The sequence below is a fragment of the Corynebacterium sp. genome (assembly GCF_030532965.1).
GTDB lineage: Bacteria > Actinomycetota > Actinomycetes > Mycobacteriales > Mycobacteriaceae > Corynebacterium.
In genome coordinates this window covers 132,248-154,332 of the sequence record NZ_JAUNKC010000001.1, presented here as the reverse complement: position 1 = coordinate 154,332, position 22,085 = coordinate 132,248, and the positions used below count along the sequence as shown (strand labels likewise).

Sequence of the window (22,085 nt, the reverse complement as noted above, 5' to 3'; positions counted from 1 at the left end):
GACAAAATTCGTACACATTGAAGATTGTGAGGTGGCGTGCATGACGCACCAAAGTTCTGACGTCGTAATCGTGGGGGCGGCCCGAACCCCCTTTGGCAAACTGCTCGGCGGATTATCGACAATCCCGGCCACGGAGCTCGGCGCGATCGCGATCCGGGGCGCACTGGAACAAGCGGGCGTGCCGGGGGATACAATCGACGCGGTCATCATGGGACAGGTTCTCCAGGCGGGGGTGGGGCAAAACCCGACCAAGCAGGCGGCGCTCGGCGCCGGGGTGCGTGAAGAGGCTCATACCTTAACCATCAATAAAGTCTGCCTGTCCGGGCTGACCGCAGTAATCGACGCGGCCCGGCTGCTACGAACCGGCGAAGCGCAGGTGGTGGTAGCTGGCGGAATGGAATCAATGTCGCTCGCGCCGCATCTGCTCTTAGGGGCGCGCCGGGGATATAAATACGGGCCAGCGGCAACCGAAGACCACATGGCCTTCGATGCGCTCTCGGCCGCCGGTAGCGGCGAATCGATGGGGGTGCTCACCGAATCCTTCAGCCTGACGTACCCCCTCGACCGGCAGGAGCAGGACGAATGCGCGGCACGATCCCATCAGCGGGCGCACGCGGCACAGGAGGCCGGGCTCTTTGATGCTGAGATCGTCCCAGTGATAACGAAAAAGGGCGAGGTGCTTGTCGACGAAGGCGTGCGGCCGGAAACCACAATCGATAGCTTAAGTAGCCTGCGGCCAGCGTTTACGCCGGATGGGACCGTGACGGCGGGAAACTCTTCGCAAATTACCGATGGTGCCGCAGCCTGCGTGTTAACCACCCGAGAAGTGGCTCAAGAAAACGGCTGGCCGGTGCTGGCAACGGTGCGCGCGCCGGGTCAGATTGCAGGACCGGATCATTCCTTGCAGGCCAAACCGGCACGCGCCCTTGAGGTAGCCTTGGCCCGCCAAGGGTGGGATATCGCGGACCTGGATGTGGTGGAAATCAATGAGGCATTTGCTGCGGTGACGGTGCAAAGCGCCATGGAACTCGGGGTCGATGTAGAAAACGTTAATGAAGAGGGGGGAGCTATCGCGCTGGGGCACCCGGTCGGGGCATCCGGGGCGCGCCTGGTTGTTCACGCAGCTCATATGTTGCAGCAAAAGCGCGGTACGAAGGCTGGGTTGGCGTTATGCGGGGGTGGTGGGCAAGGGGAAGCCTTGCTATTGGAGGCGTAATTTTAGGTTTTTTCGAAAACCCTAGTATTTCAACTTTGAAATAGTTATACTGTGACTCAAGTCGCAAGACGTTGTTATCTGAAACACATAATTTGGCCCAAAATTTGGAGGTTTTCCATGACCCGTGAAGTCCACCACTATATCGGCGGTGAAACCGTAACCGGCACCTCAAACCGCTTCGGTGATGTCTACAATCCGGCGGAAGGCGCAGTGCAAGCGCGGGTGGCGCTGGCAACCCGCGACGAAGTAACCAACGCAATCGACGTTGCCGCAGCTGCGCAGCCTAAGTGGGCGGCCACCAACCCGCAGCGCCGGGCACGCATTCTCGGAAAATTCGTTGAACTCATCCGCGAGAACATGGATGAATTGGCTGCGCTGCTGTCCTCTGAACACGGCAAGGTTCTCGCCGACGCCAAGGGTGACATCGAACGCGGCCTGGACGTTCTCGAATTTGCAATGGGGGCGCCGCACTTGCTCAAGGGCGAGTATTCCGACTCGGTGGGCACCGGAATCGACACCTATTCCATGCGTCAGCCTCTCGGCGTGGTTGCTGGCATCACCCCGTTTAACTTCCCCGCGATGATTCCACTGTGGAAGCTCGGGCCTGCGATTGCTGCTGGTAACGCCTTCATTCTCAAGCCATCGGAGCGCTGCCCAAGCGTACCATTCCGGTTGGCGGAGTTAGCCTCCGAAGCAGGCTTGCCTGACGGTATCTTCAATGTCGTCAACGGCGATCGCACCGCAGTCGATGCGTTGATGGAAGACCCACGGGTTCGCGCCTATGGCTTCGTCGGTTCCACCCCGATTGCGCAGTCGATCTTCTCCCGCGCCGCTGAACTCGGCAAGCGGGCGCAGTGCTTCGGCGGTGCAAAGAACCACTGCATCATCATGCCGGACGCAGACCTCGACCAGGTGGCGGACGCCCTGGTCGGTGCCGCTTACGGTTCCGCCGGTGAGCGGTGCATGGCGTTGTCGGTGGCATTGCCGGTAGGAAAGGAAACCGCAGACGCACTCGTCGAAAAGCTCACCGAACGCATCGCCAACCTCAAGGTCGGCGCATACGATGACCCGAACGCCGACTACGGCCCGCTGGTTGGCCGCGACGCCCTCGACCGGGTACGTCGCTACATCGGTGAAGGCGTCGACGCCGGCGCTGAACTCGTCGTCGACGGCCGCGACCTGGTAGTTCCAGGACACGAGGCGGGCTTCTTCATCGGCCCAAGCCTGTTCGACAACGTAACCGCCGACATGTCCATCTACACCGACGAAATCTTCGGCCCAGTGCTGTGCATCGTCCGCGTATCCGACTACGAAGAAGCCCTCAAGCTGGTCAACGACCATGAGTACGGCAATGGTGTTGCGATCATGACCAATAACGGTGGTGCCGCCCGCGACTTTGCCGCCCGGGTGCAGGTCGGCATGGTGGGCATCAACGTCCCCATCCCGGTGCCGATCGGCTACTACACCTTCGGCGGCTGGAAGGCATCCGGCTTCGGCGACCTCAACCAGCACGGCCCGGACGCTTTCCGCTTCTACACCAAGACTAAGACCGTCACCGAACGCTGGCCGTCCGAGCCATCCACCGGCGCGAAGTTCATCATGCCGTTAGGTGACCAATCATGACCGACGCCCCAGAAGTCTTAACCGAAATCCGGGGCAAAGCGGGAATCATCACCCTCAACCGACCCAAGGCCATGAACGCGCTCAACCACAACATGGTGGGGCTCATGGCGAAGGCTCTGAAGGATTACCAGGACAACGACGCCGTTGAACTCGTAATCCTTCAGGGGGCGGGGGAGCGGGGCCTGTGCGCCGGTGGCGACATCATCGCGCTCTATAACGATGCGCGTGACAACGGCCTTGAGGGGGCGAAGTTCTGGCACGACGAATACCAACTTAACCTCGCGATTTCCGAATATCCCAAGCCGTATGTCGCGCTCATGACCGGAATCGTCCTCGGCGGTGGCATCGGGGTTTCGGCACACGGCTCCCACCGGATCGTGACCGATAACACCCGGGTGGGTATGCCGGAAACTGGGATTGGATTCGTCCCCGACGTGGGCGGTTCATTCCTGCTATCGCACGCCCCAGATAACCTGGGCATTCATTTGGGGCTTACCGGAATCCACGTCGGTGCCCCGGAGGCGATCGCAGCGAACATGGCGGATTACTACGTTCCGCAGGATGACCTCCCGGCGCTCGTCGACAAGCTGTGCCAAACTGGTTCCCCAGACAGCATCGCGGAATTCGCCCGCCCGGCAGGCGAAGCATTCGACGGCAAGCAATCGGAGATCACGGCCGCCTACCAGGCTGGTTCCGTAGCCGAAATCCTTGAACACTTAGATGCCGTGGATTCCGATTGGGCACGCGATGCCGCACAACGCATTCGCCGCAATAGCCCAACCGCCGTGAAGGTTACTTTGGAATCCATCCGCCGCGCCGCCACCATGAGCCTCGCCGAAGCCTTGGAGGAAGAATACCGGGTTTCCAATAACATGCACCGCGAACCCGATTTCGTCGAAGGCGTGCGCGCCCAAGTGGTGGACAAAGACCGCAACCCCACATGGCGTCCGGCCACACTCGATGAAGTCAGCGACGACAGCGTGGCCGCCATCGTAGGCGAGCTGCGCGACAGCAGGATTCCGCCGCTGAACCTGACCTAACAATCAGTGCACCAGTAAGCAACAACAGATAAGGAAAAAGTATGGCTAACAATGTAGCTTTCATCGGTCTGGGAAACATGGGCGGCCCAATGGCTGGAAACCTGGTCAAGGCTGGCTACACGGTCTACGGTTTCGACCCAGTCGAAGCCGCCCGTAACAATGCCGAAGCTGCTGGGGTCATTGCCTGCGCCACCGGCGCGGAGGCAGTCGCGAACGCTGATGTCGTGATAACCATGCTGCCCAATGGCAACATTCTTAAAGCCGCCTACGGTGGCGAGGACGGTTTCCTCAAGGCCGCACCCGCCGGGGCACTGTTTATCGATTGCTCCACCGTGGACGTCGCCGACGCGCGGGAAGCCTCGCACATGGCGGCCGACGCCGGTCACCGACCAGGCATCGACGCCCCCGTTTCGGGCGGCATCGTCGGGGCGCAGAACGCCACCCTTACCTTCATGGTCGGGGCCAGCGACGAAGGCTTCACCGCCGCGAAACCAGTCCTGGAAGCAATGGGCAAAAACATCATCCACTGCGGTGAATCCGGGGCCGGTCAGGCGGTCAAGATCTGCAATAACATGGTGCTGGCCATCTCCATGATCGGAGTGTCGGAGGCGTTTGTTCTCGCTGAATCCCTCGGCGTGGACCCCCAAGTATTCTTCGATGTTGCCTCCACCGCTACCGCAAGCTGCTGGGCGCTCAATACTAACTGCCCGGTGCCTGGTCCGGTACCAACCAGCCCCGCGAACCGGGATTTCCAGCCCGGTTTCGCCGGTGCGTTGATGTCCAAGGATTTGGGATTGGCCGCGAACGCCATCTCGCAAACCGGCACCGACGCGAAGATGGGTAGTCTGGCAGTGGAAATATACAAAGCGTTCGCGGACGGCGAGGGTGCCGCTAAAGATTTCTCCGGCATTATCAACACCATCCGGGAAAACTCTTAAAAGATAAGGTAAAACCGATGAGCGATTATGAGAATATTCTCGTTGAAACCCGAGGCCGGGTGGGGATCATCACCCTCAACCGTCCCAAGGCACTCAACGCCCTCAACGACGCCACCATGCATGAGGTGGTTGCCGCCGCCCGCGCGTTCGATAACGACATCAACATCGGATGCATGGTGCTCACCGGCAGTGAAAAAGCCTTCGCCGCCGGCGCAGACATCAAAGAAATGTCCGAAAAATCCGCCACCGACATGTACATGTCCAACTGGTTCAAAGGGTGGGAGGACTTCACCCGCCTGCGCACCCCGATCATTGCGGCGGTCAGCGGATACGCCCTCGGCGGCGGCTGCGAACTGGCGATGATGTGCGACTTCATCATCGCCGCCGAAAGCGCCAAATTCGGCCAGCCGGAAATCAACCTCGGCGTCATCCCCGGAATGGGCGGTTCGCAACGCCTCACCCGCGCGGTCGGGAAATCTAAGGCGATGGACATGTGCTTGACCGGGCGGATGATGGGCGCCGATGAGGCTGAACGCTCCGGCCTGGTCACCCGGGTGGTTCCGAACGAGGAATTGCTTGACGACGCCCTCACCACCGCCGAACTCATCGCATCCAAGTCGAAGGTCGCGGCAATCATGGTGAAAGAAGTGGTCAACGCCGCTTTTGAAACCACCTTGGCGCAAGGAATCGACTTTGAACGTCGGGTATTCCACTCCGGATTCGCCTCGCATGACCAGAAAGAAGGCATGGCCGCCTTCGTGGACAAGCGGGACCCGAACTTCACCCACAGCTAAACCCCAATACGAAACCCACCGACAGATACACGTGTCGGTGGGTTTCGTATTCTTGATTGAGCCTTGGCACCATTGGCGATGATTAATTCTGGTCTTCCATTGAGGCCGAAGTAGCCGAGGGGATCTCCCGGAGAACTGGAAGTGACCGAACCGCTGGGGTTGCTAAGAACGCCACAGCAGCGAGAGAGAAAACACTTGCAAAAGAATAGAAAGCAACCATGGGGGAGCAGCTTTCAATGAGGATTCCAGAAACCCACATCCCTATCGGCATGAAACCCATGGCGGTTACTACCATGATGGCTGTCGCTTTTCCTACGAAATGGTGAGGAACTTTGATGACGAAATAACCACTGAGCACCGCGTTGAAACATGGTAGTGCTATCGCGAAACAACCGAATACACCAGTGGCAAGTAGCCACCCTGTAATCCAGGGGGCAGTGAGAAAAACCACGGCAAAAACCACAGCACAGCAGCATAAAATCACCCCACCACGAAACCGAGTGATAATGACTGTAGCGATAAGCGAACCTAGTAACCCGCAAAGCCCATAGCTGGATTGAAACCATCCAAGTTGGGTGCTGCCAGCTGGGTTCTGTGCGAGTACCACGTGCATGGAATTAAGGCTGCCTGACATCGCGAAGTTCAATACAGGCGTAAACCAAACGACTGTCCACAACAACGGATCAGATTTGATCCAGGTAATGGTATCAAGGTAACTATCTGCTTTCTTGGGCCCAGATTCACCCGCATAGTGGAGCTGTGATTGGGGGATCGAACGAAACATCCATGCAGCAAAGATATAGGTCAACAAATCGAAACCAAAAGGTGCTGCTTTATCGCGTGCGTACATGATCGCACCGACCAGCGGGCCGCCTACGGTTCCGATGGAATATCGCGCCTGATTAATCGCCATTGCCGATCCCAGGAGTTCCGGAGCTATCATGCGTTTTAGCGCGGCACGTTCAGCGGGGGCGAAAAGTGCAGTGGCGCAGCCAAGAAGGAAAGAAATGAGACATAAAAATCCCACTGGTATTACGCCAAAGAGATAGTGAAGACAGACGGCAGCCGTGGTGGTAATGATCCCGCACCACACGGATGCGAAAATTGCCGAAAGTGGATTGATCCTGTCAATCCACGCCCCGGCCGGAACCGAAACTAGTAGGGTAGCGATGACACTGAGACTGCTCACGATCGCCGCGAGTGATGCCGAACGAGTCGTGTCGAAAGTGTAGATGAAAAGCGCGAAAGTGGAGACGCTAGAGCCTAAGGTGCTGGCGGTTTGACCAGCCATGAGGCGTCGATAAGCGGGTTGTGCGAAAAGTTGGTGTTTCTTCGACGCCATGTCACTTTTCGACGTTTTCGCCCAGGGCGTCGCGCAACGTGTTGCAAAGGGCGAAAAGCTGGTCCCGGTCGGCAGCGTCAAGTCCGAAGTCGGTGAAGAACTTGTTTAACTCAGGCGTTGCGGCGTTGACCAGGGTGATTCCTTGGTCGGTGATGGAAACGAGGGTGCCACGGCCGTCGTTAGGGTCCGGGATACGCCGGACGAGTCCTTCCTTTTCCAGGCGGCTTACCGTGTGGGTCACCGACGCGGGCGGCACGTTTAGACGGGTGCTTGCTTTCGACATCGGTAGGGCGCCGGTGCGGGAGAACATTAAAAGCGCGAGTAACTCGTAACGGGAAAAGCTAATGCCGAACGGGTCAAGGATTTCCTCAGCGCGATGCCGCAACAACTGGGCCACCCGGATGGCGGCTGTGACGGTGGCCATGCCGGGTGCGGCTTCTTCCCAGCCGTGGGCTTGCCAGTTGCGTTTTGCTTCGGCGATGGAATCGATGGGGGAACGAGGCGTTGGCATTGTAGTCTCCGCTGCTCACTAATGGTCTTCATGTGATGTAAAAAATTCTAATCCATGGAATCGAATGCACTAAAACCGATAACCGGCGGTGATGGTGAAAAAATCACCTCTTGCCACACCACCTGTGCGGTGGCGTAGGAAGAGGTGAGAGGGTGCGAACTAGCCCTTTAGCGATGGGAAGTCGGCGTCGCAGAATTCCGCGCCCACCTTTGCCGCATCTGGGTCGCTGGCATGGATTTCGATCTCCCGCTTGCGCAGGTCCACGCGGCGGATCTTGCCGGACACCGTCTTTGGCAGGTCATGGAATTCCAAGCGGCGAATGCGCTTATACGGTGCCAGTGCTTCACGGCAGTGCTTGAGAATTGACTCAGCGGTTTCGGCATTCGGCTCAAAACCGGCTGCTAGCACCACGTATGCCTTAGGGACTGCGAGGCGAATCGGGTCGGGAGACGGCACCACGGCGACTTCGGCCACGGCTTCGTGTTCAATGACTGCGGATTCCAATTCGAACGGAGACAACCGGTAATCGGAGGCCTTGAATACGTCGTCGCCGCGGCCGATGTAGGTGATGTATCCGTCCTCGTCCTGTTCCGCGATGTCGCCGGAGTGGTAGAAACCGTCCCGGAAGGTATCGGCGTTTTTCTCTGGATCGCCGAAATAGCCAGGGGTGAGGCCGACTGGGCGCGGATCGATGCGCATACAGATTTCGCCGTGGTTGGATACCTCACCGGTGACTGGGTCGACCAAGACGACGTCCATGCCGGGAAGCGGGCGTCCCATTGAGCCTGGTTTGACCGGCTGGCCGGGGGTGTTGGCGATCTGAACCGAGGACTCGGTTTGGCCGAATCCGTCGCGGATGGTGGTTCCCCACGCCTTTTCCACCTGGGCGATCATCTCGGGGTTGAGCGGTTCGCCCGCCGCCACCAGCTTTGTTGGCGGCTTCTGCAGCCGGGAGAGGTCGGCCTGGGCGAGCATGCGCCACACGGTTGGTGGTGCGCAGAAGGAGGTCACGCCCTCGGCGTCCATGGTTGCCATCAGCGCGGCGGCGTCGAAACGCGCGTAGTTGTACAAGAACACGGTCGCGCCAGCGATCCACGGGGCGAAGAAGTTGGACCACGCATGCTTGGCCCAGCCTGGTGCGGCCACATTGAGGTGCACGTCGCCGGGAGCCAACCCGATCCAGTACATGGTGGTCAGGTGACCTACCGGATAGGAGGTGTGGGTATGTTCGACCAATTTCGCCTTGGAGGTGGTGCCGGAGGTGAAATACAGCAATAAGGTTTCGTTGGCGTCCGTGTCCTGGGTGGGGGTGTAGGTTTCGCTTGCATCGTAGGAATCGGAATACCGCAGCGTCGGGTGGGAATCTTGGGCGTTCGGGTCGTCGCCGACTTGGATGACAGTGAAGTCGCCGGTCACGGCTTCGAACTTAGCCGCGTCGTCGCCGTTGGCGATAACCCAGGAGATGTCGGCGCGTTCCGTGCGGTCTTGGAGGTCTGCTTCGCCAAGCATGGCGGTGGCTGGGTTAAGGACGAAACCTGCTTTGATGCACGCCAACATGGATTCCCACAGTTCCACCTGGTTATTGAGCATGAGCATGACCCGGTCGCCGCGTTGTACTCCTACTTCCGTCAACCAGTTGGCGAGCTGTGATGAGCGGCGCGAGAGTTCGGCGAAGGTGCGGCGGGTTTGGCTGCCGTCGATTTCGCAAATGACCAGTGCTTCCCGATCGCGGGAGGCTTCGTCGGTGCCGAGGTAGTCGAACCAGTCGAGGGCGAAGTTGAACTTTTCAAATCGGGGCCATTCGAATCCGTCGCGGGCGGCATCGTAGTCTTCCCGCTTGTCGACGAGGAAGTCGCGGGCGGCTTTGAATTGTGCTGTGTTGGTCGTGGTTGTGTCAGTCATGTGGACTAAGACCCTCCTTGTGTGGTCAATTATTGGCCTGAGATGAAACCTAAAAACTGTGTTCTAAATCAGTCACAGCCAATAATGTGGCGTGCGTCTCACTTGACTATAGTTAAACTTCGAAATAAATGGGAGGGTTTTTGCCGGAATTTTTTACACTTTTTTCTTCCGGGCAGGTAGCGGCGACAGATCCCGGCTGTATGCACAAGTGCTATCGGTCTGTAGGGTGAGTGGGTGACACTATGTGGCGTGTTGCTAGTGGTTACTTAACCCGTGGAGTAAAAGCGTTCCGAACTGGCGATATGCTTGGTGTGCGTCGATTGTTTCCGAGAAGGTTCCTTGTTGGATCTGTTCGAGGCTGGTTGCGATAAGTGCTGCGATGAAATCGGGGTTTTCTGTTCTGAAGTCACCATTTGCCACGCCTTTTTCAATGAGTGCCGCGATCTTTTTGGTCGCGGCCTTGGTGTTGGTGTCGTAGATTTCTTTGGCTACGGGCTCTTTCGCGAGGTCGCGCATGAATGCCTCGCTCGCCGGTTCTAATGCGGTACCGATCGCATGAAAGTAGTGTTCAAGCGCGGATTTGGGTGACTTGTAACTGCGCAACGCGATATCGGTGCGGCGGGTAACTTCCCGGAAAAAGCTTATGAGAACCCGCCGGATAACCTCATCGCGACTGCCGCCCAATGCGTAAATGGTGGACTTGGAGCAGTGGAATTTCCTGGTTGCGCCATCAATGGTGAAGGATTCGAAGCCGTCGGTGAGGAATGATTGCAAAAGATCGCTAAAAAGTGCCCGCTGTCTGGGGGTGAGGGTGGCGGGGGCGGTTGAGGATTCGGTCGGTTTTGAGGTTTCGTGCTGGGTTTTTGTCGTCATGGCTTCATTGTTCCATGGGGTAAATGTGAAAGAAAATTACAGAAAGTAGTGACGTGTGCCATAGTTGACGGTACACTTGCGTACATAATCGTACTGCCGATGGGGGCGATTATTTCACTGGGGAGTCCTGCCACACGGTAACAACCGCCCGCCATGTCACTGGACTTTCGAAAATATCCCTACCGCACCGGCGTGATTTCTTCTTCACAATCCACCCTCGACCGCCACTTCTACTACAAGTAAGGAATTTTCAACTCATGGCACCGATCCTTTCCACCAGCATTCCTGGCTGCGAGTACCTGGACAACATTCCGTTTCCCCACGCCGACTTCTTCGGCGTAGCAGACCGGCTCACCCAAGAAGAACAAGAAAAACTGCAGGAAATCCACACATTCCTGCAAACCGAAATTCGACCCGTCGCGGGCGAATATTGGGACCGGGAAGAATTTCCGTTCCACCTGCTGGAGAAACTCGCCGACCTCGGGTTAGGGGAGCTGGAATTTTCCGGCTATTCCCGCCTTTTCAAAGGCCTCGTTTACGCCGAAGTAACTCGGGCAGATGTGTCGCTTTCGGCGCTGGTGGGAATCCATAATGAGCTGGTGCTGGAACTAGTCCACAATCTTGGTTCGGACGAACACCGCGCCACGTGGATCGAGGGTTTGAGAAAGTTCAAGAAGATCGGCTGCTTCGCGCTTACGGAACCGGACCACGGATCCGATATCGCAGGTGGTCTGGCCACCACCGCCACCCGCACGGATGAGGGTTGGGTTATCAACGGCAAGAAACGGTGGATCGGCGGCGGAACCTTCGCCGATTTCGCCATCGTCTTTGCCCGCGACGTTGCCGATGATGAGATCAAAGGCTTCATCGTCGAACTGGACCGGCCCGGGGTGACCAGGGAGAAAATCGCCCGCAAGATGGGACTGCGGATCATGCAAAACGCCGACCTTGGGTTCAATGATGTTGTCATCCCGCACGACAATCTTCTGCCGGGGGCGGAGTCCTTCAAAGCAACCAACACCTACCTGAAAAACTCCCGCGCCTGGGTGGGGTGGCAAGGCGCGGGAATCCAATTAGGAATCTTCGATAAAGCCCGCGAGTTCGCCCTTAAACGCGAACAGTTTGGAAAACCAATCGCGAAATTCCAATTGATCCAAGAAGCACTGTCCAGGATTCTCGGCAACGCCACTGCGTCGTTAAGCATGATGGCGCAGCTCGCCTGGGTGCAGTCCGAAGGGAGGTTGGAAATGCCCTATGCGGCTTTGGCGAAAGCCACCACCACCCGGCTAGCCCGGGAATCGGCGGCGGCGGGCCGCGCCATCGGCGGCGGTGACGGCATTCTCACCCAGAACGATCTGTCCAAGATGCTCAATGACGTGGAGATTCTGTTCACCTACGAAGGGACCTACGAAATTAACTCCCTCATCGTCGGCCGGGCGATCACCGGTCAGTCGGCATTCGTTTAAAAAAGAAAAGGTCTTTGACATGAAAATTACTGATGGAAACTTCTCCGCAGTGGTCACTGGTGGCGCATCGGGGCTAGGCGCTGCCACCGCTAGTATGCTTGCCGACGCCGGGGTCGCCGTCGTCGCCTTCGACTTAGAATCCAGCATCGCCAAAGCACGCGAAACCGGCACCGCCAAGGATTCGATTACCTACCTGCCTATCGACGTCACCGACTTCGAACAAGTCAAGCAGGGCGTGGAACAGGCCGCCGCACTCGCACCGCTTCGGGTGGCAGTCAACTGCGCCGGAATCTGCCCATCCATGCGAATCGTCGGCCGCAAAGGCTCCCACGACCCACAATTGTTCGCAACCACCATCAACGTCAACCTGATCGGCACCTTCAACGTGCTAAACGCAGCCGCCGGGGTGATGGCTAGCCAAGAACCAGCCGACGCCGATGGGCAGCGCGGCGTCATCATCAATACCGCATCGGTCGCGGCATTCGAAGGGCAGATCGGCCAGGCCGCCTATGCGGCGTCGAAAGGCGGGGTGCATTCCCTCGCTATCTGTGCCGCTCGGGACCTCGCCGGAGTGGGGGTGCGGGTGGTCGCCATCGCGCCGGGCATCGTGGAAACCCCCATGATGGCGTCCATTTCCGACGAATACCGCACCGAACTGGAAAACTTGGTGCAATTCCCGAAGCGCATGGCCAAGCCAGAGGAATACGCGGCTCTCGTTGCCGCCATCATCGACAACGGCTACCTCAACGGCGAGACCATTCGTATCGACGGCGCGCTGCGCATGCCGCCGAGATAGAAAACACGAAACCGGCGATCTGTCAGACGCGGATGGCCGGTTTTATATTTACAACTTGTCGTTGCGCGGCCTGCCATAGACACCAATGAGAAACAGAATCAGCGTGCCTAACACAACCACATTTCCAAATTGTTCCCAATCGAAAGCGGCAGTGACCCCAATCAGTTTCAAAACATACATGTACACAAACATGCCGACGACTAGCGTGACCCACCGGAATAACAGGCTCTTCCACGAAATGCTAAACGTCCAACGGGAGGAACGATTCTCAGCCATACTTCGTCTCCTAAACACGGTCGGAAAGACACCGGTTCCACCAGTATAGCGAAAGCTATATAGTGGAGTGGCTCACATGATACTGGGATAGCACGGCATGCAACGTGCCAGCACGCATACATTCGTGCCGCTTGACGACGAAGGATAAAGCGCAATGCTTGATTGGTTTGGCTTCAAAATCACCTCAACGTTTTCATCAAAACGCGGCTTCTTTTCGGCAGCTTCACGTCGATTTATAACCATCACGCTGTTGAGCTCGTTGATTCTCTACTCCGTGATAGGCACCGTGCTGCGCTGGCTCCTCCCACCTGAGCTCATGGCCGATGACCTCGGCGCAGTGATGCCTACAATCATCGGAATGTTGGCCGCAATCGTCTACATCATGGTGATCGAACGATATTGCCTAGAGAAAGCACTCAACCGTAACGACGGTGCCTAGTGAGGCGTCGACAAGCAAAAACTTTCGCTTAAGTCGCATGGCCCCGGTAGGGCTCCAACCCCCAATACGGGAAAATCGACTTTGACGTGGCCACCATCGGCGCGCAGGCGGCATTCGTCATGATGCGTTCTGGCCGAAAATCCACCAAACCTGCTTCCGCATCCATGTCACCTAAGGTCATATCGGATGCGCAGCGGGCGCGCTCCTGCCAGTTCTGCGGCAACTTCGCGCGCGGATCCAGCTCTGCACCCGCGACCGTAGCCAATACCTGGGTCCAAGCACGTGCCACCGAATCCCGGTAGTAGCCACCGCCGCCAATCGCCACCCACTTACCGCCCGCGAATTTCTCCGCCCACCGGGCAACGCTGCGATACGCCAACGTCATGGCGTTGATGGACAAGTCGAGATCAGCGAGCGGGTCGTTAATATGCGGATCGGCCCCATGCTGCGAAATGATGATCTCCGGGCGGAACCGCTGCAACAGCGGCGGAATAATCCCATGTACCGCCTGCAACCACTCCCTATCGGTTACGTGGCGGGGCAGGGCGATATTAATCGCCGTTCCGGCTGCATCACTACCGCCAATATCGTGAGCAAAACCCGTGTGCGGAAACAGATACAACCCCGACTCATGCGCCGAGAACGTCAATACCCGTGGATCGTTCCAAAACATCTCCTCCACGCCATCGCCGTGGTGGGCATCCAAGTCGATATACGCCACCCGCGTGGCGCCATTATCTAGCAACCACTGGATCGCGGCACCGGCATCGTTATACATGCAAAACCCACGCTGGGCGTGGGCGCTGGCGTGGTGCAACCCACCCGAGAGATTCACGGCACGGCTGTGGCTTCCCAACCACACCGCCTGGGCGGCGGCAACGGTCGCGCCAACCACCCGGGCCGCAACTTTCGGCAATTCCGGCACCACTGGGTGCTCATGATCGCCGATACCCGCCTCCGGGTGCGGCTCGCCCGACTGCAGGGCCGCAATGTACTCATCGGAATGGACCAACCGGACGTATTGGTCACAATCACTTGGCGGCTCGGCAATATCGAAAAGATCCAACACCCCGAAGTGATCGGAAAGTTCCATGGCAAGCCGCACCCGATCGGGCCCCATCGGATGGTCGTCGCCGAAGGAATACTCCAATAACTCGGCGGTATGGATTAACAACGGTTTCGGCGACGTCATGGTCGTCCTCCTCACACCTCTTGGCACATCGTGTGGTTGGTAGTTTGTGCGGCACCTAAAGTTATGGCCATCGAACCGGGTGCCGCATCAGCGGGGCAGCGGGTTGACTTAGGGGTTTGCTACAGGGAACGCGCAAGCGGATCCCGTTCGGCAGCAAGCGGTGCTATCCGCAACCGGGCACCCACGATCGCGGTGTCGTCAATACCCGCAATAACCGGATTCAGTTCCACCTCAACGATGGAAGAAATATCGTCCTTGAGCTGGGCAACCCGCATAATCACCTGTTCCAAGGTATCCAATCGGGTTGGTTTCGTACCCCGATAACCATGCAACAGCGGTGCCGCACCCAGCCCATCCAACATGCTGCGCGCGTCGATGCGGCGTACTGGCGGCACGCGCCACGACAAGTCACCCAATAAATCGGTGGAAATACCGGCGATTCCGGCAGACACCATCGGACCCAATACCGGATCTTCAATAGCACGAATGGTCAACGACGCCCCCGGCTTCACCGTGGGCTGAACCACCGGCAATAATGCGGTGGGGGAATCATCCGCCGCGTCAGCTACCCCGAGGTTATGGGCCAATTCCGTTAACGACGCCCACGCTTGGCGCATCATCTCCGCATCGGCGATATGGCGAATGACGGCGTTTAACTCCGGTCGCCCCCGCACGACCGGATGCACCGACTTCAACACCACATTCCAGCCGTATTCCTCAGCAGCACTGATCGCCGCGTCCAGCGAATTAACCGGCTGCCACGGCACGATATGAACCCCATAAGCAGCAAGAATTTCAGAGGTCTCCGCATCGGTTGCCCACCGGCCGTTCGGTGAATCGGCGACAATGCCCGCCACAATCTCTTTCGCCCGCACGCTATCGCCAGCGCCGAGTTCATCGTCGGGATGCGGTCGGGCTGCCGCCCGCAATTGTTCGTTGTCCACGATCGCGGACACCGCCTCCAACGCATCGGCATAGGTGGCATACACCGGCAATTGCCCCTGGGTTTCCTCGACAGCAGTTTCCGGAGGTGAGAATTCCCGGAAACCCACGAACGTAGCCATCAACGGGGTACCAGTATCAGCAGCAGCCAACTCGCTCAATCCCTGCCAGGCGCGCTCCAAGACGGGTTCGTTGATCTCCACGATCCCGCTAAACACCAGGTCGGTGCGCGGATCGTTGAGGGCTGCCGCCGTTTCGTCGATAATGCCCAACGGGTCACCGGTTACCGTTATCGAGGTCGGTGAGAAACCGAATCGCTCGGCCGATTGCCGCATTTGTTCACTCAGCCCAGCTGAATTGGAAATCAATGTCACGCACCGGCCCTTTGGCACCGGTTGCCGGGCCAGGAACTGTGCGATGTCGTACATTGCGTCGCGTCGGGTGACAACCATGGCGCCGGTTTCCCGAATCACCTTATCTAATGCCTCCGGCGAGGCGGTCGCCAACCCCTCTAATTCGTAATGGCGCGCCGATTTCAACGCCCGGGACGGGATGAACACCACCACGTACTTTTCCAAGGCCAACCGGCGTAGCACCCGGAAGAATTTGCGCGGGTTACCGACCACGTCGAGGGAGAGTAAACAAATCTTGGTGCGCTCGTCGTTCGCCCAGAACTGGATAACATCGTTGCCGGTCACATCGGCGAAGGAACCGGCTGAGATAAACGAGCTGAGACCGCTGCCGCGATTAAGAGCGTGCGATAGCGTCAATGTGGCCACCCCAGCGGATTGGGTGAATAGTCCGACTGAACCGCGCCGGGGCATGGGCGCGGGGGAGGCATTGAGTCGCACCTCAGGATCGGTATTGATAAGCCCTAAGGCGGCTGGCCCTAAGGCGCGCAGCCCGTAGGACCGAGCCTGTTGGATGAAATGCACCGCGTCTTCCCGAGAAACTTTGGGGTTATGTCCTTGGGCAAGGAAGATCACTCCGACGGCATTCTTCTCCGCGGCGGCGGCCAAAATGTCATCGACATGGCTGGCATCGTGGCTCATGACTACCAGGTCGATATCGCCGACGATGGTGCGCAGGTGTTCCGCCGCGGTCATTGAGTCGTGGTCGTGGGTGGCGATGTGGATTTGCCCGGAGAACCGGGCGGAGACGATCTGCGGGACGATGCGTTGCAGATCATCAACATCACCTACGATGGCGACGGATTTAGGGTTTAACAACCGCCTAATGGAGCTGGCTTCGGCACGTAATTCCCGACGTTCCATCACTTCTTTGGAGGTGGCGGAAGCTTCGATGGGGAAGTCGACCACGATGAAGCCGTCTTCTAACTCGGGTTTTACCTCGTAACCAGCGCGGATGAATACCTGAACCATGGAGCGGTTTTCGGTCAGGATTTCCGCAAAGAACCGCTCGATGCCGCATTCCCGGCCAATCTGGGCCAGGTGTTCTAGCAAGATATTGCCAGCGCCCCGGCCGTGGTGGTCGTCTTGTACCAGGAAGGAGACGTCGGCGACCCGGGCAGGCAGGAATTGCTCAACGACCTCGTAGCGGGCGGTGGCGACGATTTTTTCCCGCTCGACCAGCACCAAGGTGACCGAGTTATGGAAATCAATGTCGAGCCATTGCTTGAGATCGTCGTCGGAGAGTGTGGGGTGGGTGGAGAAAAACCGCAGGTATTTCGATTTTGGTGATACTCGCGAATAGAAGCTGATTATTTCCTCGCGGTCTTCTGCGCGGATTGGGCGTAATGTTGCGATGCCGCCGTCGTTGAGGATGACGTCGGCTTCCCAATGCTTGGGGGCGGTGGGCATAGGTAGATCACATCCTACTGCTAGATTTTGTGATCTATACTACATTCCAGAAAAGTATTTCGGTGTCGAAATAACTTAGGAATTGTCTAAATTTATTCAAGGCGTAACAGGTGTATCGACGGGGGTGAAAAACCTGCTGTAAATCTGCGTTTTCCCCTGTTTGAGGGGCGTTTTATAACAAAGCGGCATACTTTTGATTTTCAAGTTCCTAGTGGTGTGAGTTTTATGACAAAGTAAGGGGCATGATTCGCCGTTTATTCACCGCAGCCACACTGGCTGTAGCCGTAGCATTTGGTGGCGCTCCGCTAGCCGCCGCGCAACCGCTGCCTGGAAGCAGCACTGTTCAATTTGTACTTCCTAACGATGTTTTGGCTTTCGCGGATCAGCACCACATTGCGGTGCCGGAGCAATTGCGCCCCGACGATACCCCTGTGTTGACCTCCGATCTGCGGGCTCGCCTGAAGTCTGCAACCGAGAAGCACCTCACCCAATCAGGGCATAAGCACGACCTTCACGCGCAGGCGATCGCTCAGGAATGGGCGCAGCAAGCGGTCAATGGTCAAGTGGTTTTCTATGGAAACGCTGGCGATGGTGTCACTCATTTGGATAAGGGCAGCGGAAACGTCTATAAGATGACTCCTGCTGAGGCAGAGGCCCATATTGCGTGGCTGAGCCGCACCCCTAACGATTTGCCAGGTGGCAAGCATTTCGGTGTAGCTACTGCTGCGAAGAGTGGGCATGTTTACTTGGTGGAGTACTTCCTGAACTAAAACTTCACAACGATATGGTGGTTCTGGTGACAGAGCCGCCATTTTTCGTTATTGACCCTATTTGGGTGGGAAAGTCGCATTATTGCGACATTAGTGCGGCAAATCGCTACGAGTAACCGTTTCTTATCAATCAGCTTGGTTACACTTATGGCTTGCACAACCCAAGTTCGATAATCATCTATTCCAATCGGGAGTTGGCTTTCGCCGTATGCCTACCGTCGCGGTAAAACTAGACGGGGTAACAGCTTACGTTGGTGTGCGTAACCACACCGCATGCCAACAACCGGGCACTGCACATAGGTGCTGCTCATGACGCCGAATGGAACGGGGAGGAAAGGCACTCGACCCATGCGAAAGTCACTGATTGCACCGATTGCGATCATCACGGCAACCGGGATGATATTCCCGGCAGTAAGCCAGGCAGACCCCAATGCCGGCCAAGAAGAAAGCGTCTGCGCTAATAAAATGCTTCTGCATGAGGGCACCACCGCGCTGCGGGTGGAGCGTATCGACGATAGCTTCACCATGAAACTACAGGACGAAACCAAACACTACAGTCCCGAGACACAGATGCGGGAAGTTGAAGATGTGGTCATTGGTATCAAGAACAATAGCTATTTCGAGCGCGGTGAAATGGAATTAGGCGATTCGAATCTCGACTTTATGGGGCCCGTGGGTGGCCGCTTCTACAATATGAGTGAGGGCAAAAACCACCGGGTTGAAGTTGAGTTCGATACCACCGCCCTGGATTTCGCCCAATACAATAACAAGGTCACAACCCACCTTGATCCGGTATCAGTACCGGCTGATACTTCTTTCGGCATTTATCTTTACATTTCGCCCCGGGTGGAACGGGAAGTGCTTATGGACTCGTTGCGGGGTGACTACGATTTCGACATGAAAAAGCCGTTCCGGAATTCCTTTACCTGGGCTTTCTGGAAGCCGGGTGTGTATACATTCGACGCGTATTACAGCGCCGAAACCCCCGTGGGTGGCAAGATGCAAAGCCCGAAGAAGCGGCTGACGGTTGTCGTCGGCGATGAGCACTTTAATAAGTGCAAGCAGGTAGCGCTTCCAGAACCAGGAGCCAACAATCCGGCACCGACGGATCGGCCTACAGAAACTAGCCAACCGAATTCCAGCACGGACACTTCCACCCCCAGCCAACCAGATACGCCGAAGTCGCAGGATAAATCCTCGTCCCAGGCGTTGGCCAAAATCTTTGGCGTCCTCGGCGGTGCCTTGACTAAGGTGTGGGAATTTATCCGCAAGGTTTTTGCCTAGATTTCCGCCCGTTTTCACAGACCGCATAACCGCTGAAAATCTATATAAATAATAAATACGGCCGCTGGCCCAGAGTCATCATCAGGTATCTGGGCCAGCGGCCTTGTCATTAGCCTAGCCGTCGAGCAGCCGTTAGCAGCCAAACGTAACGGCGTTGCGGCGATTAGTCCGCCACCATGGGGAATAGCTCAAATTCGGGGTGCTCTTTCTCAATGAACGCCAGCTTCCACTTATCGCCGAACAAAGCGACCAGTTCGCCGTCGGCGCGGGTGAAGATTTCCACGCCGCGCTGTTTGCCCAATTCCGGTGCGGTCGCGGCGGTGGTGCGGCGCGCCACCGAATACGGAATAGGGTCGGCCACGGTTTCCACGTTGTATTCGTTTTCCATGCGGGCCATCATCACTTCGAACTGCATGGGGCCCACCGCCGCCATGACCGGCGCGGCGTCGCCACGTGCATCATTGCGCAGGATTTGCACCACGCCTTCGGCCGCGAGTTGATCCAGGGCTTTGCGGAATTGCTTGTATTTGCCCAAGCTTTTCGCCCGCAGCGTGCGGAAATGCTCCGGTGCGAATTGCGGCATGGGCGGGAATTGGACCTTGCGCCCCGCGTAAATGGTGTCGCCCGGCGCGAGGGATCCGGCATTAACAAGGCCGACGATGTCGCCGGGGAAGGCAGTCTCGACGGTTGAACGGGTGCGGCCGAACACGGTCAACGCATATTTGGTGGAGAAACTGCGGCCAGATTGGGCGTGGGTAACCTGCATTCCGCGGTCGAATTCGCCGGAGACGATGCGCATAAACGCCAGAGAGTCGCGGTGGTTTTTGTCCATGCCTGCTTGCACTTTGAACACCACGCCGGAAAAGTCGTCGTCGATGCTGCGGTGTTCGTCAATCGAGCTGGTTGCCTGCGCCACTGCGGCGGGATCGGAGTCGCGGCCTGCGGGGGCGGGGGCGAGTGCACACAATGTGTCGAGGATTTGGTGGACGCCGAAATTGAGCATCGCGGAGGCGAAAATCAGCGGCGAGGTGGTGCAGTCGAGGAAGAGTTCTTGATCGTGAAGCGCACCGTCGGCGGCGAGCAGTTCGACTTCTTCGGCTGCGGTTTCCCACACGTCCGATTCCTTCGAGTGCGCTTCGTCTGGGCTGTAGTGTTCTTCCGGGGCGATGGTGGAACCGCCGGCAGTGCGCAGGAAGTGGATGTATTCTTCCGCCTCGCCGTCGTCGTTGATGCGGGCTAAGCCCCGGAAATCGCCTGCTTCGCCAACTGGCCAGAATAGCGGGGTGGGTTGTAATCCGATTTCGGTGACGATTTCGTCGACAAGCTCTAGTGGGCTGCGTCCGGGCCGGTCCCACTTGTTAATCACGGTGATGATGGGTAGCCCCCGTGCTTTACATACCCGGAACAGTTTGAGGGTTTGGGGTTCGAGGCCTTTGGCGGCGTCGATAAGCATGACGGCGGCGTCGACGGCGGTGAGTACCCGGTAGGTGTCCTCGGAAAAGTCGGCGTGACCTGGGGTGTCCACGAGGTTAATCATGTATGGTTCGCCCTGGTGCCCGTCTGGGGCGTATTCGAATTGCAGGGCGGAGGAGGCGATCGAAATTCCGCGGTCCTTTTCCATTTCCATCCAGTCGGAAACGGTGGCTTTTCGTCCCGCTTTACCGTGGACGGCGCCTGCCTCGGAGATCACGTGAGCGTGCAGCGCGAGAGCTTCGGTCAGGGTTGACTTACCAGCGTCGGGGTGAGCAATGACGGCAAATGTGCGACGGCGGGCTGCCTCGGCGAGTGTGGACATGGGTTCCTTTCAAAAATCAATGCCTACTACACATTAGTGCATTGCGGGGTCATCGTTATGACCGGAGGATTACATGTGCGCACACTTTAGCTTTTCGACGCCGAAGGTCGCCGCCGGTCACGGTTTACCGGGCATTCTTTCGTCCGTTTTGTCAACAACGGACATAGGTGACCGAAGCTGGTAGCTGTCAGTTTTCGGCGGCGGGTTTCCACTCGATGCCGAGCATCTTGGAGCACACCTCGAAATGGCGTTGCGCCAAGCCGGGTTTCTTTGCGGTGAGACTGATGCGCCCTGGTTTGCGGTTGTCGGAGTAGTATTCGCCGGACTTCCACATGATGCCGGGGGTGCCGTCGATGAAGTAGGCGAGGTTTTCTCCGCCTTTCTCCGGTGAGGAGCCGAAGGAGGACATGAGGGGGGAGGAGTAAAGCTTGCGGAAAATGGTGTGGGAATCTAAGGAGAAATTCGTGGATACCACCCCCGGGTGAAACGCCACGGTATTGAGTCCAAGTGAGTGGTAGCGGCGGTGTAATTCCTGGGTGAAGAGGATATTCGCCAATTTAGCGTTCGCGTAATTAAAGCCGCTGTTGAAATTCCGCAGCCCATTCAGGTCGGTGAGATCCAACTTGGCTATGGCATTGATCTTCGATGCGGTTGCCACCACTGATGCCTGGGACTTAATGAGGGTGTCGAGCAATTGCCAGGTTAAGACCATGGGGGCGAGGTGATTGATCTGGAAGGTCAATTCAAATCCATCGCGGGTTAAGGTGGGGCCGTCGAAAAGCCCGCCCGCATTGTTGGCTAATACGTCAATCCGGTCGGTAATGCCCCGAATGTCGCTGGCCAGCGCAATAACATCCGCGAGGTCAGCGAAATCGGCGGTTAACCCGATCGCCCCTAGTTCTGTGGCTATTTCTTCGGTGCGTTGTTTATTGCGGCCGACCAGAATAAGCCGATCTTTGGGGTGGGCGTTTGCTAATTGCCGCGCTGCGGCGGCACCAATTCCAGCGGAAGCTCCGGTTATGACAATTGTTCGCATGAGTATCAGTGTACGGCCACCACCGCAAAA

General features: G+C 57.5%; 19 protein-coding genes. 10 read left to right on the top strand and 9 right to left on the bottom strand.

Annotated features, from left to right (window positions below; genetic code table 11):
* The first annotated feature begins 40 nt into the window (after nt 1-40).
* The 5 genes from Q4D85_RS00710 to Q4D85_RS00690 all read left to right on the top strand — a co-directional run bounded on the left by Q4D85_RS00710 (nt 41) and on the right by Q4D85_RS00690 (nt 5,611).
* Complete coding sequence (locus Q4D85_RS00710) at nt 41-1,216, top strand: acetyl-CoA C-acyltransferase (protein WP_303197522.1); 1,176 nt, start codon at nt 41-43, stop codon at nt 1,214-1,216.
* A gap of 117 nt (nt 1,217-1,333) precedes the next feature.
* On the top strand, nt 1,334-2,839 hold the full coding sequence (locus tag Q4D85_RS00705) for a CoA-acylating methylmalonate-semialdehyde dehydrogenase (RefSeq protein ID WP_303197520.1): 1,506 nt from the start codon (nt 1,334-1,336) through the stop codon (nt 2,837-2,839).
* Nucleotides 2,836-3,879: an enoyl-CoA hydratase/isomerase family protein gene (locus Q4D85_RS00700; RefSeq protein ID WP_303197519.1), complete on the top strand. Its 1,044-nt coding sequence runs from the start codon at nt 2,836-2,838 to the stop codon at nt 3,877-3,879. Before Q4D85_RS00705 ends, Q4D85_RS00700 begins: the two co-directional genes overlap by 4 nt.
* Before the next feature lie 41 nt (nt 3,880-3,920).
* Nucleotides 3,921-4,817, top strand: a complete 897-nt coding sequence (gene mmsB / locus Q4D85_RS00695) for a 3-hydroxyisobutyrate dehydrogenase (protein ID WP_303197517.1) — start codon at nt 3,921-3,923, stop codon at nt 4,815-4,817.
* Between the two features lie 17 nt (nt 4,818-4,834).
* On the top strand, nt 4,835-5,611 hold the full coding sequence (locus Q4D85_RS00690) for an enoyl-CoA hydratase (RefSeq protein WP_303197515.1): 777 nt from the start codon (nt 4,835-4,837) through the stop codon (nt 5,609-5,611).
* Nucleotides 5,612-5,693: 82 nt separating this feature from the next.
* Here the strand turns inward: Q4D85_RS00690 and Q4D85_RS00685 are convergent, their stop codons facing one another.
* The 4 genes from Q4D85_RS00685 to Q4D85_RS00670 form a co-directional block, all read right to left on the bottom strand.
* On the bottom strand, nt 5,694-6,953 hold the full coding sequence (locus Q4D85_RS00685) for an MFS transporter (protein ID WP_303197513.1): 1,260 nt from the start codon (nt 6,951-6,953) through the stop codon (nt 5,694-5,696).
* 1 nt (nt 6,954) lies between these two features.
* Nucleotides 6,955-7,464 carry a MarR family winged helix-turn-helix transcriptional regulator gene (locus Q4D85_RS00680; protein WP_303197512.1) on the bottom strand — a complete coding sequence of 170 codons (510 nt, stop codon included), beginning with the start codon at nt 7,462-7,464 and terminating at the stop codon, nt 6,955-6,957.
* 159 nt (nt 7,465-7,623) lie between these two features.
* Nucleotides 7,624-9,366: an AMP-binding protein gene (locus tag Q4D85_RS00675; protein WP_303197511.1), complete on the bottom strand. Its 1,743-nt coding sequence runs from the start codon at nt 9,364-9,366 to the stop codon at nt 7,624-7,626.
* A gap of 255 nt (nt 9,367-9,621) precedes the next feature.
* Nucleotides 9,622-10,239: a TetR/AcrR family transcriptional regulator gene (locus Q4D85_RS00670; protein WP_303197510.1), complete on the bottom strand. Its 618-nt coding sequence runs from the start codon at nt 10,237-10,239 to the stop codon at nt 9,622-9,624.
* A 257-nt stretch (nt 10,240-10,496) separates the two neighbouring features.
* On the opposite strand from Q4D85_RS00670, the gene Q4D85_RS00665 reads away from it, so the two are divergent.
* A complete protein-coding gene (locus tag Q4D85_RS00665; RefSeq protein WP_303197508.1) occupies nt 10,497-11,705 on the top strand; it encodes an acyl-CoA dehydrogenase family protein in 1,209 nt (402 codons plus the stop codon).
* A gap of 19 nt (nt 11,706-11,724) precedes the next feature.
* The gene (locus Q4D85_RS00660) at nt 11,725-12,501 is read left to right on the top strand and encodes an SDR family NAD(P)-dependent oxidoreductase (protein ID WP_303197506.1); all 777 of its coding nucleotides are present in this window, start codon (nt 11,725-11,727) and stop codon (nt 12,499-12,501) included.
* A gap of 48 nt (nt 12,502-12,549) precedes the next feature.
* Here Q4D85_RS00660 and Q4D85_RS00655 read toward each other — a convergent pair whose 3' ends face one another.
* Nucleotides 12,550-12,777 (bottom strand): hypothetical protein, encoded by a 228-nt coding sequence (locus tag Q4D85_RS00655; RefSeq protein ID WP_303197505.1) that lies wholly within the window; start codon nt 12,775-12,777, stop codon nt 12,550-12,552.
* Between the two features lie 154 nt (nt 12,778-12,931).
* On the opposite strand from Q4D85_RS00655, the gene Q4D85_RS00650 reads away from it, so the two are divergent.
* Nucleotides 12,932-13,216, top strand: a complete 285-nt coding sequence (locus tag Q4D85_RS00650) for a hypothetical protein (RefSeq protein ID WP_303197504.1) — start codon at nt 12,932-12,934, stop codon at nt 13,214-13,216.
* A gap of 28 nt (nt 13,217-13,244) precedes the next feature.
* Here the strand turns inward: Q4D85_RS00650 and Q4D85_RS00645 are convergent, their stop codons facing one another.
* On the bottom strand, nt 13,245-14,408 hold the full coding sequence (locus Q4D85_RS00645; protein WP_303197503.1) for an acetoin utilization protein AcuC: 1,164 nt from the start codon (nt 14,406-14,408) through the stop codon (nt 13,245-13,247).
* Nucleotides 14,409-14,527: 119 nt separating this feature from the next.
* Nucleotides 14,528-17,170, bottom strand: a complete 2,643-nt coding sequence (locus Q4D85_RS00640; RefSeq protein WP_303197502.1) for a GNAT family N-acetyltransferase — start codon at nt 17,168-17,170, stop codon at nt 14,528-14,530.
* A gap of 242 nt (nt 17,171-17,412) precedes the next feature.
* Between Q4D85_RS00640 and Q4D85_RS00635 the strand changes: the two genes are divergently transcribed.
* Nucleotides 17,413-17,940 (top strand): hypothetical protein, encoded by a 528-nt coding sequence (locus Q4D85_RS00635; protein ID WP_303197501.1) that lies wholly within the window; start codon nt 17,413-17,415, stop codon nt 17,938-17,940.
* 348 nt (nt 17,941-18,288) lie between these two features.
* On the top strand, nt 18,289-19,224 hold the full coding sequence (locus Q4D85_RS00630) for a hypothetical protein (protein WP_303197500.1): 936 nt from the start codon (nt 18,289-18,291) through the stop codon (nt 19,222-19,224).
* A gap of 163 nt (nt 19,225-19,387) precedes the next feature.
* Here the strand turns inward: Q4D85_RS00630 and Q4D85_RS00625 are convergent, their stop codons facing one another.
* Both Q4D85_RS00625 and Q4D85_RS00620 read right to left on the bottom strand, forming a co-directional pair.
* Nucleotides 19,388-21,019 carry a peptide chain release factor 3 gene (locus tag Q4D85_RS00625; RefSeq protein ID WP_303197498.1) on the bottom strand — a complete coding sequence of 544 codons (1,632 nt, stop codon included), beginning with the start codon at nt 21,017-21,019 and terminating at the stop codon, nt 19,388-19,390.
* A gap of 187 nt (nt 21,020-21,206) precedes the next feature.
* Entirely contained in the window at nt 21,207-22,055 is an 849-nt protein-coding gene (locus Q4D85_RS00620) for an SDR family NAD(P)-dependent oxidoreductase (protein WP_303197496.1), read from the bottom strand.
* Between the last annotated feature and the right edge of the window lie 30 nt (nt 22,056-22,085).

Excerpts from the sequence above, each read along its gene's own strand:
- Q4D85_RS00710 (WP_303197522.1), top strand. The coding sequence starts at position 41 with ATGACGCACCAAAGTTCTGACGTCGTAATCGTGGGGGCGGCCCGAACC.
- Q4D85_RS00705 (WP_303197520.1), top strand. The coding sequence starts at position 1,334 with ATGACCCGTGAAGTCCACCACTATATCGGCGGTGAAACCGTAACCGGC.
- Q4D85_RS00700 (WP_303197519.1), top strand. The coding sequence starts at position 2,836 with ATGACCGACGCCCCAGAAGTCTTAACCGAAATCCGGGGCAAAGCGGGA.
- mmsB (WP_303197517.1), top strand. The coding sequence starts at position 3,921 with ATGGCTAACAATGTAGCTTTCATCGGTCTGGGAAACATGGGCGGCCCA.
- Q4D85_RS00690 (WP_303197515.1), top strand. The coding sequence starts at position 4,835 with ATGAGCGATTATGAGAATATTCTCGTTGAAACCCGAGGCCGGGTGGGG.
- Q4D85_RS00685 (WP_303197513.1), bottom strand. The coding sequence starts at position 6,953 with ATGGCGTCGAAGAAACACCAACTTTTCGCACAACCCGCTTATCGACGC.
- Q4D85_RS00680 (WP_303197512.1), bottom strand. The coding sequence starts at position 7,464 with ATGCCAACGCCTCGTTCCCCCATCGATTCCATCGCCGAAGCAAAACGC.
- Q4D85_RS00675 (WP_303197511.1), bottom strand. The coding sequence starts at position 9,366 with ATGACTGACACAACCACGACCAACACAGCACAATTCAAAGCCGCCCGC.
- Q4D85_RS00670 (WP_303197510.1), bottom strand. The coding sequence starts at position 10,239 with ATGACGACAAAAACCCAGCACGAAACCTCAAAACCGACCGAATCCTCA.
- Q4D85_RS00665 (WP_303197508.1), top strand. The coding sequence starts at position 10,497 with ATGGCACCGATCCTTTCCACCAGCATTCCTGGCTGCGAGTACCTGGAC.
- Q4D85_RS00660 (WP_303197506.1), top strand. The coding sequence starts at position 11,725 with ATGAAAATTACTGATGGAAACTTCTCCGCAGTGGTCACTGGTGGCGCA.
- Q4D85_RS00655 (WP_303197505.1), bottom strand. The coding sequence starts at position 12,777 with ATGGCTGAGAATCGTTCCTCCCGTTGGACGTTTAGCATTTCGTGGAAG.
- Q4D85_RS00650 (WP_303197504.1), top strand. The coding sequence starts at position 12,932 with ATGCTTGATTGGTTTGGCTTCAAAATCACCTCAACGTTTTCATCAAAA.
- Q4D85_RS00645 (WP_303197503.1), bottom strand. The coding sequence starts at position 14,408 with ATGACGTCGCCGAAACCGTTGTTAATCCATACCGCCGAGTTATTGGAG.
- Q4D85_RS00640 (WP_303197502.1), bottom strand. The coding sequence starts at position 17,170 with ATGCCCACCGCCCCCAAGCATTGGGAAGCCGACGTCATCCTCAACGAC.
- Q4D85_RS00635 (WP_303197501.1), top strand. The coding sequence starts at position 17,413 with ATGATTCGCCGTTTATTCACCGCAGCCACACTGGCTGTAGCCGTAGCA.
- Q4D85_RS00630 (WP_303197500.1), top strand. The coding sequence starts at position 18,289 with ATGCGAAAGTCACTGATTGCACCGATTGCGATCATCACGGCAACCGGG.
- Q4D85_RS00625 (WP_303197498.1), bottom strand. The coding sequence starts at position 21,019 with ATGTCCACACTCGCCGAGGCAGCCCGCCGTCGCACATTTGCCGTCATT.
- Q4D85_RS00620 (WP_303197496.1), bottom strand. The coding sequence starts at position 22,055 with ATGCGAACAATTGTCATAACCGGAGCTTCCGCTGGAATTGGTGCCGCC.